General features: G+C 71.2%; 16 protein-coding genes and 1 riboswitch. Of the genes, 9 read left to right on the top strand and 7 right to left on the bottom strand.

What is annotated here, in order from left to right:
* The first annotated feature begins 71 nt into the window (after positions 1-71).
* Positions 72-217: riboswitch (cobalamin riboswitch) on the top strand.
* A gap of 30 nt (positions 218-247) precedes the next feature.
* From VM840_02840 to VM840_02820, 5 genes are read left to right on the top strand one after another with little or no spacing between them, the layout of a single operon-like run.
* On the top strand, positions 248-682 hold the full coding sequence (locus tag VM840_02840; protein HVL80513.1) for a hypothetical protein: 435 nt from the start codon (positions 248-250) through the stop codon (positions 680-682).
* A 5-nt stretch (positions 683-687) separates the two neighbouring features.
* On the top strand, positions 688-2,247 hold the full coding sequence (locus tag VM840_02835) for a prenyltransferase/squalene oxidase repeat-containing protein (protein HVL80512.1): 1,560 nt from the start codon (positions 688-690) through the stop codon (positions 2,245-2,247).
* Between the two features lie 16 nt (positions 2,248-2,263).
* Positions 2,264-3,298 carry an energy-coupling factor transporter transmembrane component T gene (locus VM840_02830; GenBank protein ID HVL80511.1) on the top strand — a complete coding sequence of 345 codons (1,035 nt, stop codon included), beginning with the start codon at positions 2,264-2,266 and terminating at the stop codon, positions 3,296-3,298.
* Positions 3,295-4,818, top strand: a complete 1,524-nt coding sequence (locus VM840_02825; protein HVL80510.1) for an ATP-binding cassette domain-containing protein — start codon at positions 3,295-3,297, stop codon at positions 4,816-4,818. Before VM840_02830 ends, VM840_02825 begins: the two co-directional genes overlap by 4 nt.
* Positions 4,815-5,636, top strand: a complete 822-nt coding sequence (locus VM840_02820; GenBank protein ID HVL80509.1) for an ECF transporter S component — start codon at positions 4,815-4,817, stop codon at positions 5,634-5,636. The genes VM840_02825 and VM840_02820 overlap by 4 nt, the downstream gene beginning before the upstream one ends.
* Here VM840_02820 and VM840_02815 read toward each other — a convergent pair.
* Genes VM840_02815 through VM840_02800 form a run of 4 tightly spaced genes read right to left on the bottom strand, consistent with a single transcriptional unit; the run spans position 5,615 to position 10,246 of the window.
* Positions 5,615-7,339 (bottom strand): bifunctional sulfate adenylyltransferase/adenylylsulfate kinase, encoded by a 1,725-nt coding sequence (locus VM840_02815; GenBank protein HVL80508.1) that lies wholly within the window; start codon positions 7,337-7,339, stop codon positions 5,615-5,617. The genes VM840_02820 and VM840_02815 overlap by 22 nt on opposite strands.
* A gap of 17 nt (positions 7,340-7,356) precedes the next feature.
* The gene (locus VM840_02810) at positions 7,357-8,067 is read right to left on the bottom strand and encodes a phosphoadenylyl-sulfate reductase (protein ID HVL80507.1); all 711 of its coding nucleotides are present in this window, start codon (positions 8,065-8,067) and stop codon (positions 7,357-7,359) included.
* The gene (locus VM840_02805; protein HVL80506.1) at positions 8,067-9,794 is read right to left on the bottom strand and encodes a nitrite/sulfite reductase; all 1,728 of its coding nucleotides are present in this window, start codon (positions 9,792-9,794) and stop codon (positions 8,067-8,069) included. Before VM840_02805 ends, VM840_02810 begins: the two co-directional genes overlap by 1 nt.
* A 5-nt stretch (positions 9,795-9,799) precedes the next feature.
* Positions 9,800-10,246, bottom strand: a complete 447-nt coding sequence (locus VM840_02800) for an Rrf2 family transcriptional regulator (protein ID HVL80505.1) — start codon at positions 10,244-10,246, stop codon at positions 9,800-9,802.
* A gap of 93 nt (positions 10,247-10,339) precedes the next feature.
* On the opposite strand from VM840_02800, the gene VM840_02795 reads away from it, so the two are divergent.
* Positions 10,340-10,837, top strand: coding sequence for a DsrE/DsrF/DrsH-like family protein (locus VM840_02795; GenBank protein HVL80504.1), 498 nt, complete (start codon positions 10,340-10,342; stop codon positions 10,835-10,837).
* Positions 10,838-10,918: 81 nt separating this feature from the next.
* Here VM840_02795 and VM840_02790 read toward each other — a convergent pair whose 3' ends face one another.
* Both VM840_02790 and thrC read right to left on the bottom strand, forming a co-directional pair.
* Positions 10,919-11,194 carry a MoaD/ThiS family protein gene (locus VM840_02790; GenBank protein HVL80503.1) on the bottom strand — a complete coding sequence of 92 codons (276 nt, stop codon included), beginning with the start codon at positions 11,192-11,194 and terminating at the stop codon, positions 10,919-10,921.
* 11 nt (positions 11,195-11,205) lie between these two features.
* Positions 11,206-12,465 (bottom strand): threonine synthase, encoded by a 1,260-nt coding sequence (gene thrC / locus VM840_02785; protein ID HVL80502.1) that lies wholly within the window; start codon positions 12,463-12,465, stop codon positions 11,206-11,208.
* Between the two features lie 195 nt (positions 12,466-12,660).
* Between thrC and VM840_02780 the strand changes: the two genes are divergently transcribed.
* From VM840_02780 to VM840_02770, 3 genes are read left to right on the top strand one after another with little or no spacing between them, the layout of a single operon-like run.
* Positions 12,661-13,101 carry a response regulator gene (locus VM840_02780; GenBank protein HVL80501.1) on the top strand — a complete coding sequence of 147 codons (441 nt, stop codon included), beginning with the start codon at positions 12,661-12,663 and terminating at the stop codon, positions 13,099-13,101.
* A gap of 40 nt (positions 13,102-13,141) precedes the next feature.
* Entirely contained in the window at positions 13,142-14,392 is a 1,251-nt protein-coding gene (locus tag VM840_02775) for a glycosyltransferase (protein ID HVL80500.1), read from the top strand.
* Entirely contained in the window at positions 14,385-15,812 is a 1,428-nt protein-coding gene (locus VM840_02770; GenBank protein ID HVL80499.1) for a trehalose-6-phosphate synthase, read from the top strand. The genes VM840_02775 and VM840_02770 overlap by 8 nt, the downstream gene beginning before the upstream one ends.
* Here the strand turns inward: VM840_02770 and VM840_02765 are convergent.
* Positions 15,802-16,298, bottom strand: a 497-nt coding sequence (locus VM840_02765; protein ID HVL80498.1) for a hypothetical protein, incomplete at its 5' end; no start/stop codon positions are given. The genes VM840_02770 and VM840_02765 overlap by 11 nt on opposite strands.

The following is a 16,298-nucleotide window of genomic DNA, read 5'->3' as shown; positions in this document are numbered from 1 at the left end:
CCGGCCCACGCCGACGTCGACCCCCCGCACCTGAGGCGCGCTTGACGCGTCGGTCCCCTCGCCCGTAGCGTTCGGGGGCCGATCGTGGTGGCGCCCTGAGACCCGGATGTCCAGGGCGTAAGTGGCGAAGCCGGTGAGAGTCCGGCGCTGACCCGCAACCGTGAGCAGGACGAGATCCTGTGAGCCGGGACGACCCGCCACCGCGCCAGGCTCCGTTACTCCTTCGAGGAAAGAGGAGGTGGAGCGCGTGAACCGCGCTATCCGTTGCACCCTGGCTGCCGTCCTGGCCGCCGCATCCCTGACGTCCGGACCCTCGGCCGCCTCGGCATCCGGGGTTCCCGTCCGGCTCGAGGTCTCGGTCGGGCACCACAGCCCACCTGGACCCCTCTACGCATCCTGCGAGGTCACGGTCCCGGCGGGAGCGGACGGGCTGGCCGTGCTCGACGCAGCCGTCGCATCGGGCTGCATCTCCTCCTACGAGACGAGCGAGTTCGCGGGCTTCGGCAGGTACGTGGCCTGCATCGACGCGGTCTGCCAGGTCGCTGACGGCCTCGTCTCCTTCTGGGCGCTCTTCTACGAGGACGCGTTCGCCGAGACGGGGATCGAGGGGTTCGAGGCGGCCGCGGGCCGCCAGATCGAGCTGACCTACACGACGCTCAACTGCTGGGTCGGCGTCTGCTGACGCCGATGCGCGGCCCCCTCGTCGCAGCGATCGTCCTCGCGCTCCTCTCGAGCGCGGCCCCCGCGCGTGCCGACGCACGCGGGGACGCCGTGGCGTCTGCGGCCTCGTACCTCGTCTCCCGCCAGCAACCGTCGGGCGCGTTCGTCTCTGCCGACCAGCCGGCCGATATGACCGCGGAGTACGTGGTCTCCCTCGTCGCGGCGGACGCCAACCCCGACGCGGTGGCGCGCGCGTTGGGTCACATCCGGGTTCGGGGCCGAGAGGCGGTGAAGCGCGCCGGGCACGCGGGGAGGATCGTGTCCGGGCTGGTGGCCGCGGGAGCCGACCCGCGGGCGTTCGGGGGGGTCGACTACGTAGCGCTGCTGCGGTCCTATCACGACCCGGCGACCGGCAGCTACGACACGGGGAGCACGTACGCGAACGCGCTGGCCGTGCTCGGGTTGCTGGCCGGCGGAGAGCCCGTGGGGGACCGGACCCTCACCTACATGAGCGCGACCCGATGTCCGGGCGGTGGGTGGTCGCACTCTCCGGCGTGCGCCCAGGGAGCCGAGGTCGACTCGACCGCGATGGTGGTGTCCGCGCTCCTGGCGGCCGGGTCGACGCGAGGAGACGAGGCGCTCGTGCAGGCCCGCTCCTACCTCGCCGGCTCCCAGCGCGAGGACGGCGGCTGGGGCGTCAACGCGGACGGACGGACGAACGCCAACTCGACCTCGCTTGCCCTCTCGGCCCTCTCGAGCCTCGGCGAGGACCCGACCGGATGGCGCAAGGGCGGACGCAGCGGCATCGACGCGCTCCTCTCCCTGCAGATGCCGTCCGGCGGCATCAGGTACACGCAGCCGGAGCAGCGCCCCAACGACTACGCGACCGCGCAGGCCGTCGTGGGGTTGGCGCTCAAGACGTACCCGGTGCGCCCCGTCCCTCGGACCGGCGGGACGGGCGGAAGCGCGGACGACGCCGACAAGGCGACGCCTCGTACGCGGACCTCGGTGCGCGCCGCCCAGGGGGACGGTCCGACCACCGCCCAGGCGCAGACCCCCGGACCGGGGCGGCTACGGGTGGGTCTGATGGTCCGCGGGACCGACGAGCACACCCTCTGCCCAGAAATCGAGGAGGGATCCACCGGGTACGAGGTGCTCACCTCCTCCGGGCTCCCGCTGGAGGTGCAACCGTTCGGACCCGACGTCTTCGTCTGCTCCATAGACGGGACCGGGTGCGGCACCGACCGGTGCACGGACTGCGAGCGCGACACGTTCTGGGGGTACTGGACGCGCGACGCGGAGGACGCGAGCTGGGCCTTCTCCCAGGTCGGCTCCACCGACCGGACCGTGCGAGCGGGATCGGCCGACGCCTGGGTGTGGGGCCGCGACGGCGGACCGCCGCCCGGCGACGAGGTCACCGCCGAGACGCTCTGCTCGTCCGCGCCGTCGGCGGAGGACGTGACGCCGCGCGCGGCGAGGCCAGAGCAGGGTCGCGGGTCGGGTCCGGTGGCCGCCGCGGCCCTGGCCTCCCTTCTCGCCCTGGCCGGGAGCGCCCTCGTGTGGCGGCGCAGGAGGATGGTCGGGTGACCGCCGGGGGTCGGACGTGACCCGCCCCCTGCACCCGCTGGGCTGGTTCGCCTGGCTCCTGGGGGTCTGCGTGTACGCCCTGCAGCTCGGGTCGAACGAGCTCTTCGCCGCGGCGTCGAACCCCTGGCACTCGGGGGTGGCGCTGGCCACGGTCCTGCTCGTGCACCTCGCCTCCCCCCCGGACGCCTCCCCCGTCGGCAGGGCCGTCCGGACCTTCCTCGTCGCCGGTGCCGTCCTGCTCGTCCTGCGCCTCGCGTTCACCGGCTTGCTCCCCAACCCGGGCCGCACGGTGCTCCTCACGCTGCCCCAGCTGCGCGTCGCCGGGCTGCGGCTCGGAGGGCCGCTGACGGCCGAGGTGCTGGCCGAGGCGGGGGCCGAGGGGCTGCGGCTCATGGTCGTCCTGGCCGCGTTCGGCGTGTTCAACGCGCGGGTGGATCTCTCCGCGCTCCTGCGGTCGGTCCCTCCCGTCCTGCGCGAGGTCGGGTTGGTGGTGGGGATCGCGGCCTCGTTCGTCCCCGGCCTGCTGGCCACCGCGCGCGATGTCCGGGACGCGCAGAGGATGCGCGGACAGCGCGGCCTGCGAACGCTCGCCCCTTCCCTGGCCGTGCCGATCCTCGGCCGGACGTTGGAGCGGTCCTTCATGCTCGCCGAGTCGATGGACGCCCGAGGCTACGGCGCCGCGTCCGGACCGGCTCCCACGCCGCTCCCGGCGGCCGCCGGAGCGGCCGCCATGGTGGCGGGGGTCGCCGTCTGGACCGCGGGCGCCCCCCGGGCGGCCACCCTGCTGGTGGGGGCGGGGCTGGCGGGCGTCGTGGTGTACCTGCGAGCCGTGTCGCGGGCTTCGCTCGTGACCCGGATGGCCTCGCGCAGGCCGGGCCTGGTCGATGCGTGCGTGGCGCTGATGGCGGCCGGTGCTGCGCTCTCCGCCCGGCTCCCGGAGGCCTCGTGGACCGCGTACCCGGTCCTTCAGCCGCCCGAGCTGTGGGTGCCGGCCGTGCTCCCCGTGCTCGGGTTCGCCGCGCCGGCGGTGGTGGAGGTGTTGCGCCGGTGATCGAGCTCCGCGACGTCACGTTCACGTACCCCACCTCCGCTCTCCCCGCGCTGGACGCCATCGACCTGCAGGTCGGGGAAGGCGAGTTCCTGCTCGTGGCGGGGGAGACGGGGAGCGGGAAGTCGACCCTGCTGCGCGTCCCGGTTCGCCTGGTGCCCCACCACTCCGGTGGGACCCTGTCCGGACGGGTGGTGCTGGCCGGGTCCGACGTCACGGCCGCGCCCCCCTACGCGACCGCGTCCGTCGCCGGCTTCGTGCCGCAGGACCCCGAGAGCCACGCCACCGCGGACCGGGTGCTCCCCGAGGTGGCCTTCGCAGCGGAGAACCTGGGTGTGCCGCCGTCGCGCCTGCGCAAGCGGGTGGAGGAGGTCCTCGACGCGCTCGCGATCGGACATCTGCGCGACCGGCGCCTGGACACCCTCTCCGGCGGCGAGCGTCAGCGGGTCGCGATCGCCGCCGTCCTGGCCGCGCAGCCCCGGGTGCTGATCCTCGACGAACCGACCTCCTCGCTAGACCCCCAGTCCGCCGAGGACGTCTTCTCCTCGCTCGTGCGGCTGCGCGACGACCTCGGGCTCACGATCGTCTGCTCGGAGCACCGGCTCGAACGGGTTGGGGCCTTCGCGGACCGCGTCTTCCACCTGGGGGGTCCGGGAGTCGCTCCCCTCGTCGCATCCACCCGGGAGGCGTTCGGCGTACTGCCGCATGTGCCGGCGGTCTGCGAGCTCGGACGGACGCTCGGCTGGCGTCCGCTGCCGCTCACGGTGCGCGAGGGCCGGTCGTTCGCGCGGGCACTCGACGTCGCCCCCCCGGCCGCCGTCCGGGTGCCGGGCGGCGAGCCCGCCCTGCGCGCCGACCGGCTGCGCGTGACGCTCGGGAGGCGCGAGGTGCTGTCCGGGGTCGATCTCGAGCTGCGACGCGGTGAGGTGACCGCGATCGTCGGCCGCAACGGCTCGGGGAAGACGACCCTCCTGCGCGCGTTGGCCCGGTTGGTGAAGCCCGCCGGAGGACGGGTCCGGGTCGACCCGGAGCGGGTCGGCTACGTCCCACAGCGAGCCGACGCCCTCCTGTACCGCGAGAGGGTGGCCGACGAGGTACCCGACCCGGCCTGGCTCGACCGCCTCGGGCTCTCGGGGCTCGGCTCCCGACATCCATGGACGCTCTCGGCCGGACAGCGCCTGCGTGTCGCGCTCGCCACCGCTCTCGCGCGCGACGTCGACGTCCTGCTCCTCGACGAGCCGACGCGCGGCTTGGACGAGGGGGGGAAGCGGATGCTCACCACGGTCCTGCGGGAGCAGGCCGCCTCGGGCCGGGCGGTCGCGGTCGTGACCCACGACGTCGAGCTGGTCGCGAGGCTGTCCGACCGGGTCGTGATGCTGGCCGCGGGCGAGGTGGTCGCGGACGGACCCACCGCGGAGGTGCTGGGCGAGTCACTGCTCTTCTCGACCCAGACGTCGAAGGTGATGGGGGACCCACGGTTCCTGGTGCCGCGGGACGTGGTGGCCGGGGTGGGGGTGCCATGAGGACCCTGGACCGATCCGAGACGCACCGCCCGGTCCGTCTCCCCGGAGAGGCGCGGGCTCCGTGGGCGCTCGTGGCGATCAACGCCGCCGGCCTGTGCGCGTTCCTGTGGCCGCTGTTCATCGGCGCGGGACGGACCACGGCCGAGGGGCGGGCCCACACCACGGACGCCCCCGTGCTCGTCGCGCTCGCGCTCCCGCTGATCGGGGTCGTGGCGCTACAGGAGGCCCGGCGCCACCGGACCGACGCCCGTCTCGTCGCGCTCCTGGGCGCCCTCGTCGCGGTCAGCGCGTTCATGCGGCTGCCGAAGGGTCCGTCGGGGGAAGGCTTCGCCCTCGTCCTCCCCATCCTGGCCGGGTGGTCGCTCGGGTCGAGGTTCGGGTTCCTGCTCGGCTCCCTCACGATCGTGGTCTCGGCCGTCCTGACCGCCGGGGTCGGACCGTGGATGCCCTTTCAGATGTTCGCGGCGGGCTGGGTGGGGGCAGGAGCCGGGCTCGCGCGCCGCGCGACCGGCGGCCGCCTGGCCACCTTGACCCTGGGCGCGTACGCCGCGGTCGCCTGCGTGGTGTTCGGGGGCCTCATGACGCTCTGGTTCTGGCCGTTCCTGGCCTCGGGCACGGCCGCCGCGTTCGAGCCGGGCCTCGGAGCCGCCGAGACGGTCCGGCGCTACATCGCGTTCTACGCGATCTCCTCGCTCGGTTGGGACGTGGGGCGCGCGCTCCTGGGGACCGTCCCCCTCGTGGTCGTCCTGGCCCGCCCCGTCGGGCGCCTCCTGGACCGGGCGGCCGCGCGGCTGGGTCAGACGTCCGCGCCGATGTAGCCCTCGCGCTCGAGGTGCAGGACGATCTGGTTGGCCGCCTCCTCGGGCGTCAGGTCGGAGGTGTCGATGACGACCTCCGCGTCGGCCGGCTCCTCGTAGGGGTCGCTGATCCCGGTGAACTCCTTCACGATCCCCGCCCTGGCCTTCGCGTACAGACCCTTGCGGTCCCGCTGCTCGCAGACCTCGAGCGGGGTCGCGACGTGCACGAGCACGAACCCTCCGCCCGGCGCGACCATCTCCCGCACCTCCTTCCGGACGGCGTCGTAGGGGGCGATGGGAGCGCAGAGCGCTATCCCGCCGTTGCGGGTGATCTCCGATGCGACGTAGCCGATACGGCGGATGTTGATGTCGCGGTGCTCCTTCGAGAACCCCAGCTCCGAGGAGAGGTGCTTGCGGACCAGGTCCCCGTCGAGCAGTGTCACCGGCCGTCCCCCGATCTCGAGGAGCTTCACCAGCAGCGCGTTGGCGATGGTCGACTTGCCGGACCCGGAGAGCCCGGTGAAGAAGACGGTGAACCCCTGCCTGGCCCGCGGGGGATGCGTCCGGCGCAGCTCCTCGGCCACCTCGGGATAGGTGAACCAGCTGGGGATCTCGCGGCCGTGGGCGAGCCGGTCTCGGAGCTCGGTGCCGGAGATGTCCAGGACGCGGGCGCCCTCCGGCACCTCGTCGCTCGGCATGTATGCGTCCGAGTCCTCCACGTAGACCAGGGCCTGGAACGGGACCATCTCCACCCCCACCTCGTCCTGCAGCGAGGCGAGCAGCTCCTGCGCGTCGTAGGGCCCGTAGAAGGGGGTGCCGTCCGAAGCTCTTCCCGGCCCGGCGTGGTCGCGGCCCACGATGAAGTGGGTGCACCCGTGGTTGCGCCGGATGATCGCGTGCCAGACCGCCTCGCGAGGGCCGGCCATCCTCATCGCCAACGGGAGCAGCGACAGCATCGCGGTGTTGGCCGGGTAGTGGGCGGCGACGGCCTGGTAGCAGCGCACCCGCGTGTAGTGGTCGACGTCACCCGGCTTCGTCATCCCTACGACCGGGTGGATCAGCAGGTTCGCCCCGGCCTGCACGGCCGCCCGGTGCGTCAGCTCGACGTGCGCGCGGTGCATCGGGTTGCGCGTCTGGAAGGCGACCACCCGGCGCCAGCCGAGTCGACCGAACTCCCGGCGCAGGTCGGCCGGGGTCAGACGGAGCGCCTTGAAGTCGTAGTGGACCGGGGGCTGGACCCCCTCCACCGTCCCCCCCACGTAGACGCGGTTGCTCCTCTGAAGGAGGTGGGCGACCCCCGGGTGCTCCGTGTTCACCGTCCCGTAGACGGCCTCCGCCTCACGCTCGCGGTCCGGTGTCCAGACGTCGGTGACCGTGAGCGCGGCGAGCATGAGTCCCTCCGGGTCTCGGAGGGCCAGGGTCGCCCCTTCGGCCAGCCCGCCTGCCACCTCCTCCGTCACGTCGAGGGTGATGGGGATCGGCCAGACGGTACCGTCGGCCAGGCGCATATCGGAGACGACGCCGTCGTGGTCAGCGCGACCCATGAACCCGCGCAACGGAGAGAACCCGCCCGACAGGAGCAGCTCCAGATCGCACAGCTGCCGGGGCGTCAGGTCCCACGAGGGCCAGTCCCGCGACTGCTTCTGGAGCTCCCGGGCCCTCTCGGGTTCGGTCACCAGGTCGACGAGCACGCCTCCGTAGGGTGCGATCAGATGGTCTGACATCGGTCTCCTCCTCGGTCTCAACCCGTCCGGCCGAGGCCGTGGATGCCGCACTCGGTCTTCTCGCGCCCGGCCCAGCGTCCGGCGCGCGCGTCCTCGCCCTCGCGAACCGGGCGTGTGCAGGGGGCGCAGCCGATCGACAGGTAGCCCCGGTCGTAGAGCGGATGGGTCGGGATGTCGTGCTCCTCGGCGTACCGCCACACCTCCGACGCCGTCCAGGTGGCGAGCGGGTTCACCTTCCAGATCTCCCGGCCGGAGTGCAGCGTCTGGACGTCCACGACCTTCGTCTCCCGCCGGGTGGCCCCCTGGTCCCGACGCAGCCCGGTCACCCACCCCCCGAGGCCGTCGAGCACCTCCTGCAGGGGACGGACCTTGTTCAGCTCGCAGCACCGGTCCGGGTCGACCTCGTACAGGCGCGGGTGGACCTCGGCCGCCTGACGCTCGGGTCCCAGCGTCGGACGGGTCTCGATGAGCTCGAGGCCCCAGTCGGACACGATGCGGTCCCTGAACCCGATCGTCTCCGGGAAGTGGAAACCGGTCTGGATGAACAGGACCGGCACCGGCCGGTCGATCACCTGCCGGGCCATGTGGACGTTGACGAGGCCGCCGACCTGGAAGCTGACCGCGATGGCGAGGTCCGGGATGGAGGTGAACGCCCACTTCAGGACGTCCGCCGGGTGGGCGTCGCCCAGCCGGGAGTTGAGCTCGTCGACCTCGTGCAGGCTGATCATCAGTCGTCCTCCGGTCTGATCTCGTCGGCGGCGACGGGCGGCGGCCCCACCCTCTCGAGACCCTTGGCCGCCCGCTTCGCGATCGCGTCGATCTGCTGGTCGGTGTGGGTGACGATCCACTCGCCGAACGACCTCTGCCCCCGCCGCTCGTCGAGGTAGATGCCGATCAGCCTCTCCGCGAACGAGACCAGCTCGTCCGCCCGCAGCCTCACCCCCCGGACCTTCCGGCCGAACCGCCGCTGGGCTCCCAGGTGTCCGCCCACGTGGACGTTGAACCCCTCGAGCTTCGTCGAGGACCCGTCCCCGTTCGTCCTCTCGCTGACGAGGACGCCCATGAACCCGATATCGGCGAGCTGGTATCGGGCGCACGAGTTCGGACATCCGTTCACGTTGATGCGCAGCGGCTCGTCGAACCCCGGGAGCCGCCGCTCGAGCTCCTCGGTGATCTGGGTCGCCCGGTGCTTCGTCTCGACGATCGCCAGCTTGCAGAACTCGATCCCGGTGCAGGCCATGGCCCCGGTCCGGAAGGGAGACGCGAAGACGGGGTAGCCGAGGGACTCGAGGGAGTCCATCGTCTCGGCCAGTCGGTCGTCCGGCACGTCGAGCAGGACCACCTTCTGCTGGGCCGTCAGGCGCAGCCGACCCTTCCCGACCCGGTCGGCCAGGTCGGCGAGAGCCACCAGGTCCGATCCGGACGTCCGCCCGGTACGCATGGCGAAGCCGAGGTAGTTGAGGCCGTCGTGCTGACGTCCGACGCCGGTGTGGTCGCGATGCGTCTCGTCGGACGGCTTCGCCTCCGGACCGTCGACCAGCCCCCGGCCCAGGTACGCCTCCAGGACCTCGCGGAAGGTGGCTGCGCCCCAGTCGGCGACGAGGAACTTCAGCCTGGCCCTGTTGCGGGAGCGGCGGTACCCGTAGTCGCGGAAGATCGCGGTGATCGCCACGCAAACCTCGACCACCTCTTCCGGGGGGACGAAGACACCGAGGCGCTGCGCGAAGTGGGGAGTCGAGGAGAGCCCCCCGCCCACCCAGACGTCGAAGCCGACGCGCCCGTCGTCGAGCTGGTGGGCGACGAGGCCCACGTCGTTGGCCTCGTGGACCGCGCACTGGTGCCGGCAGCCGGTGATGGACATCTTGTATTTGCGCGGGAGGTTGGAGAACTCCTTCGTCCCGGTCAGCCGCTCGTTGACCGCGTAGACCAGCGGCGTCGCGTCCAGGACCTCGTCGGCGTCGACGCCCGCCAGCGCGCATCCCAGGATGTTGCGCGGCACGTCCCCGCAGGCCTCCAGCGTGTTCAGCCCCACCGCCTCCAGGCGCTCCCAGATGCGGGGGACGTCCGCGATCCTCACCCAGTGCAGCTGCACGTTCTGCCGGTCGGTGACGTCGGCTACGTCGCGGCCGATGTCTCGGGAGAGCTCCCCGATCGTGCGCAGCTGCTCCGACGTGAGGACCCCCCCGGGGATCCGGATGCGCATCATGAGGAACCCGTCCGACTCGGGACGCTGCGTGTAGATCCCGTACGACCGGAACCGGGACCGCAGGTCCGCCACGAAGATCGGCTCCCCCGTCGCCGCGTAGTGGAGGATCCGCTCGTACACGTCGAGGGAGTCCTGATCCTTCTTCGTCTGCTCAGCGGCGTTGAGCGGTTCCCGGTACCCGAAGGCCCACTGGCCCTCCCCCCTGGGGGGACGGGGGACCTGCACCCGGTCGATCGACGGCTCCGCCATGGCCGTCAGATCTGGAACGCGAGGTAGGAGGAGCGGTCGAGCTCCGCTTGGCGGCGGACGAGATCGGCGATCGTGACGCCGGCCAGGCGTTCGCGGATGGTGATCTGGAGGTCGAGCCAGAGCTCCTGGACGGCCGAGTGAGCCACCGCCCTGCCCTGGTCGGCGAACGGATCGAGGCAGGCCTGCCCGACCACGGGACCCTCGAGCAGGTCGATCACCTCACCCACGGTGATCGTCTCCGGGTCGCGGGCCAGGACCGCCCCGCCGGACGCCCCCCGCTGGCTCGTGATCAGCCCCCCACGGCGCAGCTCGGCCAGCACCTGCTCGAGGAACCGGACCGGGATCCGCTGCGACCGCGCGATCTCGCGCGCGGAGATCGGACCGGAGACGGGGGCCGCGCCCAGCTCCAGCAGGGCACGAAGAGCGTACTCGGTCTTCTGCGAGAAGCGCATGGGTTTGAATACCGCTCGCGAGGTAGGATTGTCAACTGGACAGAATCCTACTTACCAACTAGAGTATCTTTCCCCTGAGGTGGAGGAACAACCATGGGCGAGCTGAACGGCGAAGACCAGAAGAAGATGACGATCATCGCCTGGTCGGGCGATCTCGATAAGGCATGGCCCACGCTCATCCTGGCCACGACGGCCGCCGCCTCCGGGGTCGACGTAGCCGTCTTCTTCACCTTCTGGGGTTTGCGGATCCTGCAGCGCAACGAGAAGCGCATCACCGGTCGCAACTGGAAGCAGAAGATGCTCTCGGTCATGAACCGCGGGGGGACCGACCACCTGAAGCTCTCGAAGCTCAGCATGGGCGGCGCTGGCGGCCTGATGATGAAGCAGCTCGCCAGCGAGTACAAGGTCGCCTCGCCCACGGAGCTGCTCGAGGTCGCTCAGCAGCTCGGCGTGAAGCTGTGGCCGTGCCAGATGACGCTCGACCTCATGGGTCTGCAGCGCACCGACCTGATCGACGGTCTGGAGGAGACGGTCGGCGCAGCCACGGCGATCCAGCGGATGAGCGAGAGCGACATCCAGCTGTTCATCTAGGTTTCTCGGGGGAGAGAAGCAAGAGGGGCCGGTCTCCCGGCCCCTTTTGCTTTGGCTCGAACGGCCGGTGGCCCGTCGGTGCTACCCGCCGGCCACGGCCGGGATGATCGAGACGACCTCGTCGGCCGGCACCTGCGTGTCCATCCCGTTGAGGAACCTGATGTCCTCCTCGCCGACGTAGACGTTCACGAACCGGCGGAGGGTGCCGTCCGTGTCGCAGAGCCTCTCCTTGAAACCGGGGAACTGCGACTCGAGCGAATCGATCAGCTCCGATATCGTGCCGCCCTCCGCCGTCACCTCGGCGGTGTCCTGCGTCAGCTTGCGCAGGGGGGTGGGGATCCTCACCTTCACGCTCATCTTCCGTCTCCTCACGACGCGGCCGCAGCCCCCGGCACGGTGCCGAGGGAGACCTGGTGCTCGAACTCCTCCAACCTGGGCGGGATCACCGCCGCGGGTTGGGCCCGGCCGGCGACGGCCTCGAGGGTCTTCAGACCGTGGCCGGTGATGAACGCGACCACCCGCTCGCCCCTCGAGAAGGCCCCGGCGGCCGCGAGCTTGCGGAGCACGCCCACGGTCACGCCCCCGGCCGTCTCGGTGAAGATGCCCTCCGTGCGCGCCAGTAGGGAGATGGCGTCGACGATCTCCTCGTCGGTCACGTCGTCTATGCGTCCACCGGTCTCCCGGGCGGCCTGGACCGCGTACCCGCCGTCGGCCGGGTTCCCGATGGCGAGGGACTTAGCGATCGTGTCCGGCTTCACGGGCCGGACATGCTCCACCCCGGCCTTGTAGGCCGTCGCCACCGGCGAGCACCCCTCGGCCTGCGCCCCGTGTATCGCCGTATGGGGCTCGGCGGGCATGAGGCCCACCTTGTGCAGCTCCTGCAGTCCCTTGCGCACCTTGACGAGCTGGCTCCCCGACGCGATCGGGATGACGATGTGGTCGGGGTAGGCCCACCCGAGCTGCTCGACGGTCTCAAAGGCCAGCGTCTTCGACCCCTCCGAGTAGAACGGGCGGACGTTGACGTTCACGAACGCCCACGGGTACTGGCCCGCGATCTCCGCGCACAGTCGGTTCACGTCGTCGTAGTTGCCCTTCACGGCGACCACGCTGGCCCCGTAGACCGCGGTCGAGACCACCTTCCCCTGTTCGAGGTCGGCCGGGATGAAGACGCAGGCGGCCATCCCCGCCCGCGCGGCATGCGCAGCCACCGCGTGGGCGAGGTTGCCGGTCGACGCGCAGGCCGCCACCTTCAGGCCCAGCTCCTGCGCCTTCGTGAGCGCCACGGACACCACGCGATCCTTGAAAGAGTTCGTCGGGTTGAGCGTGTCGTTCTTCAGCCACAGGTCGTCGATGCCGAGCTCGGCTCCCAGGCGGGGGGCGCGAACGAGCGGGGTGTACCCCGCGCCCAGGTCGACGCGAGGCGTCGCGTCCGAGACCGGCAGCAGCGCCCCGTAGCGCCAGATGGAGTCGGGTCCGGACGCGATCGACTCCCGCGAGACCACCGCGGCGATCGCTTCGTAGTCGTAATCGGCCTCGAGGGGGCCGAAGCAGAACTCGCACACGTGGATCGGTGCCACCTCGTAGGTCCGCGCGCACTCACGGCAGCGCAGGCTCTGGATCTCAGACATGGTCGGTTCCTCCCGGGTCGGTCGGTGGTCGTTCAGGCACCCGGGATGGGCATTCGCTCCGAGAAGGTGTGCGATCTGCTCATCGGCTGGCCCCCATGGAACCAGAACGGGGCGAGGGGCGCCACCGCCCGCTCAGGTCGTGGCGTCGTGTGCGACGCTGGGAGGAGCGTAGAAGCGGGCAGGAGTGAGCGAAGCATGGCAGGCGGTCCGAAGATCCTGATCGCGGACGACGAAGAGGACGTCCTGATGCTCTGCCGGGTGAACCTCGAGTTCGAGGGGTTCGAGGTGGTCGAGGCCCCGAACGGGGCCGAGGCCGTCCGGACCGCCCGTGCCGAACAGCCCGACCTGGTCCTCCTCGACGTGATGATGCCGGTGAAGGACGGGTGGGAGACCCTGAGCGACCTCAAATCCGACGACGTCCTGCGCCGCATCCCGGTCGTGATGCTGACGGCGAAGGTGCAGGAGGAGGACCAGTACCGTGCCCTCGCCGCGGGGGCGGCGGACTACGTGACGAAACCCTTCCACCCCACGGCTCTCGTGCGGACGGTCCGGACGGTCCTCGAGACCTCTGAGGAGGAGCTCGAGGGTCGCCGGCAGGAAGCCCTACGCAAGCTCGAGCTCTTCCGGAAGCTGTAGCTCCGACACGCTCGCCGGCCGCCGGGTTAGCGTCAGATCCATGAGGGTCGTACCCGTCCGGCACCGGTCCATAGACGACTACCGGGGCGTCGTCGGCAACGAGGTCGTCAACGCCCTGCAACGGCACGCGTGGGGGATGTCCGGACACTCGGTGCTGCACATCAACTCGACCGCCTACGGGGGCGGGGTCGCCGAGGTCCTGCTCGCCCACATCCCTCTGCTGCGCGATCTCGGGATCGAGGCTCGCTGGGCGGTGATCGACGGCGACGAGCGCTTCTTCGGCATCACGAAGTCGATCCACAACGCGATCCAGGGGGAGCGGGAGCTCGAGTGGACCGCGGAGATGGAGGAGCACTACACGGCGGTCGTGCGCTCCAACCTCGACTCCCTGCCGGAGGGGTACGACGTCGTCGTCGTGCACGACCCCCAGCCGCTCGCGATCCCGAAGCTGCTCGGGGACGACCGCTCGCGGGTCGGCCGCCGCTGGGTGTGGCGCTGCCACATCGACTCGTCCGACCCCAACCCGGAGGTCTGGTCGTTCGTCGCGCGCCACCTGGACGTCTACGACGCGGTCGTCTTCACGGCGGACGAGTTCGTGCAGCCGGAGGTCCCGGTCGAGCGGGTCGTCGTCTCGCCGCCGTCGATCGATCCGATGTCCCCGAAGAACGCGGACCTGGCGGACGTCACGGTCCACGACATCTGCACCCAGTACGGCATCGATATGCAGCGGCCACTGATCGCCCAGGTCTCCCGCTTCGACCCATGGAAGGACCCGTTCGGCGTCATCGCCGCCTACCAGCTGGTGAAGGAGCAGGTACCCGACGTCCAGCTCATCCTGGCGGGCTCACTCGCCCACGACGACCCCGAGGGGTTGAAGATCTACGAGGACGTCATGACGTATCGAGAGAAAGACCCCGATGTCGCCGTGCTGTCCAACCTCCAGGAGGTAGGGAACACCTCGGTCAACTGCTTCCAGCGAGCGGCGCAGGTGGTCATCCAGAAGTCCCTGAAGGAGGGGTTCGGGCTGACCGTGGCCGAGGCGGCCTGGAAGGGGAAGCCCGTGATCGGCGGCCGTGCGGGAGGGATAAAGCTGCAGATCGTGGACGGGGAGACCGGCTACCTGGTCGACTCCGTCGAGGCCTGCGCGCAGCGCACGCTCGAGCTGCTCGCGGACCCGGAGCGCAGCGCCCGGATGGGGAGTCAGGCCCGCGAGCTGATCCGCAGCCGCTATCTGACGACGCGGGAGCTCGGCGACTGGCTCGAGCTCTTCGCCTCCGTGAACGGTGGCTGAACTCGTCGCCTGCTCCCACCGGGGGCCGTACGTCTACCGGCGAGGGCCGGACGGCTACACGGGTCAACGCGGCGGTGGCGGCCTGATCAACGCGGTCGGGCTCGCCATGCAGGGCCACGGCGGGACGTGGATCGCGGCCGCCATGTCCCCCGACGAGCGGGCCCTGGCCAAGGATCATCCGGAGGGCCGGGAGGAGGACGGGATCAGGCTGCGCCTGCTCGACATCCCGGAGCGCGAGCACGCCCTGCATTACGACGTGGTCTCGAACGAGTACCTGTGGTTCGCCTTCCACTACCTGTTCGACGTCCCGCTCGAGCCGGTCTTCGACGACGCGCTCGGACGAGCGTGGGACGCCTACCGCACCGTCAACCGGATCTACGCCGAGGCGGTCGCCGGATGCGACGCTCCTTCCGCCGTCCTCGTCGAGGACTACCACCTGATCACCGTGGGGGAGGAGCTTCGACGGCTCGGCTATGACTCCGCCCCCCTCCTGTACTTCCACCACACGCCTTGGTGCGCCCCCGACTACCTCTCGATCTTCCCGCGGTCCCTGCGAACCGAGATCGTCCACTCGATGCTCGCCTACGACTCGATCGGCTTCCACGCCCGTCGATGGGCGGACAACTTCCTCGCCTGCTGTCGACGCTTCTGCCCGGATGTTCGGATCGAGGGGGACTCCGTGCGGATCGGGGACCGCACGGTCACCGTGTGCGTGGCCCCCGTCCCGCTGGATGTCCAGCGCCTGACCGATCAGGCGGCCTCCGAGAAGGTGGACGGCTGGGTCCAGCGGCTGGAGGAGCAGCGTCAGGACCGGTTCATGCTCGTCCGGGTGGACCGGATCGACCTCTCGAAGAACCCTCTCCGAGGCTTCCTGGCCTTCGAGTCGCTCCTCGAGTCGGACCCCTCTCTCGCCTCGCGGGTGTGGTTCTGCGCCATGCAGTACCCGTCCCGGCTGAAGGTAGAGCGGTACAGGCGCTACTTCACGCGCTGCACGGAGGTGGTGAGCCGCATAAACGAGAGGTTCGGCGCCCACGCGCCCGGCGACGAGGGCCCTCTCGGTTGGTACTTCGCCGACGACTTCTCGCGCTCGCTGGCCGGGCTGCGGACCTACGACGCGCTGCTCGTGAACCCTGTCTTCGACGGCCTCAACCTGGTCGCGAAGGAGGGCGCGCTGCTCAACGAACGCCACGGCGGGATCATCCTCTCGCGCAACGCGGGGGCGTTCGAGGAGCTCGGAGAGCACACGTGGGACGTGAACCCCTTCGACGTGTCCGGGACCGCGGACGCCATGCGCAGGACGATCGAGGAGGACCCGGGAGATCGCGAGGTGCGGGCGTCGGAGCTCCGGCGACTGGTGACCGGGTCCGATCCGGCGGGCTGGGTCCGGACCCGGGCCGCCGCGGCCGGGCTCAGCCTGTAGCCGACTCGGCCAGGGCAGCGCGGGCCGCGTCCACCGTGCGTGCGATGTCCTCGTCGGTGTGGGCGAGCGAGGGGAACCAGGCCTCGAAGGGGGACGGGGGAAGGAGGATCCCCCGGTCCCGCATCGCCCGATGGAACCCGGAGAAGCGGGTCCGGTCCGTCGCCTCGGCCTCGGAGAACGAGCGCGGGGGCCGGTCCGAGAAGGCGACGGAGAGGATCGTGCCCGCGCGAACGACGGAGACGCCATCCGCTCCCGCCGATCCGATGCCGTCCGCCAGGGCCCGCGCCGTCTCCTCGAGCCTCTCGTAGGCCGACGCGTCGAGGTGCTCGAGCGCGGCCACTCCCGCCGCCATCGCGTGCGGATGCGCCGCGTACGTGCCGGCCTGGTAAACGGGGCCCTGGCGGACGGCATCGGATCGGCGGGAGCGGATGGCGTCTCCGTCGTTCGCGCGGGCACGATCCTCTCCGTCGCCTTCTCGGACCGGCC

This window comes from Actinomycetota bacterium, from assembly GCA_035540895.1.
GTDB lineage: Bacteria > Actinomycetota > JAICYB01 > JAICYB01 > JAICYB01 > DATLFR01.
The sequence above is the reverse complement of the archived record's forward strand: the minus strand, read 5'-3'. Positions and strand labels throughout refer to the sequence as shown.